This window comes from Enterococcus sp. C57 (genome assembly GCF_040887305.1).
Lineage (GTDB): Bacteria > Bacillota > Bacilli > Lactobacillales > Enterococcaceae > Enterococcus_B > Enterococcus_B hirae.
Genome location: NZ_JBFOFP010000024.1, coordinates 1 through 1,135 on the forward strand (window position 1 = coordinate 1; position 1,135 = coordinate 1,135).

Consider the following 1,135-nt stretch of genomic DNA (forward strand, 5'->3'; position numbering starts at 1 on the left):
GTTAGTGAAAGTACAAGAAGCACAAAAAGCTTATAATGATGCACATATTGTCCAAGATCCTGCAGAAAAACAAGCGGTAGAAGCTGTAAATCAGCTCTTTAATGGAGACACTCCCAAAGAAAGTAATACTCAAGAAGCAATAGATGAAGCTAGAAGAAAAGTAGATGCGGTAAATAATATATCTCCTGTTAAAGCACAATTATTGAAAAAATTAGAAATCGCTCAAGCAGCTTTGGATGATAGAGTAAATGCATTCAAAGTGGATGTTTATCATTATGGAAATGTCCATATGACGGGAGAATACAGTGGGAAAATCAAGAAGTTCAAGTTGATTGTTGATGGCAAAGAATACACACCAGGATTTAAATTATTAGCAAACAATAAATTTCAACTTTATATTGGGAAAAGGATTCCTTCGACAACAAAAACAGTTACAGTGAAAAGTTTTGATTCAAATGGAAAAGAAACAGGTACAAGAGAAGTTGCTGTACAATCACCTAAATTAACGGTGGAAGAATATACAGTAGGTAAAGATTACATCAAAGGTCAAATTGCAGGTGAGGCTAAACAATTCAAATTAATTGTTGATGGCAAAGAATATACACCAGGATTTAAACTTTTAGAGAATAATAATTTTGAAGTGTATGCAAAAAATAAAGTAACAGTAGATTCTAAAAAAGTGATTTTAAAAGTTTTAAATGCTGAAGGTATAGAAATCGGCATGCAAGAAATCACCCTTAACGCTCCAAGCTTAGTTGTAGATTATTATAAAGTAAACACTGATTATATTACAGGAAGCGTGACCGGCAATGTCAAGAAATTCAAATTGATAGTAGATGGAAAAGAGTACTTCCCAGGATTTAAGTTGTTAAAGAATAATCGATTTGAAGTATATGCAAAAAATAAAGTATCAGCAACGTCTAAAACAATTACTTTAGTGAGCTTAGATGAACAAGGGAAAGAAATTTTGAGCAAACAAGTTTCTATCTTGAATTCAGCAATCGAAGATGCTTTAACGATAGTAAATAATTTGTTTGATGGAAATGGAGCAAAAGTAGGCAATACTAAAGCTCAAATTGATGCGGCGAAACAACAAGTCGAAAGCTTACCAGATAGTGATCAAAAAACAGCGTTG

The 1,135-nt window shown here is 32.7% G+C and carries 1 protein-coding gene; it reads left to right on the forward strand.

Annotation, left to right across the window (positions count from 1 at the left end):
• Window positions 1–1,135 (forward strand): immunoglobulin-like domain-containing protein (locus AB5M32_RS13625; RefSeq protein WP_368024530.1); only part of this gene is annotated, 1,135 nt, incomplete at both ends.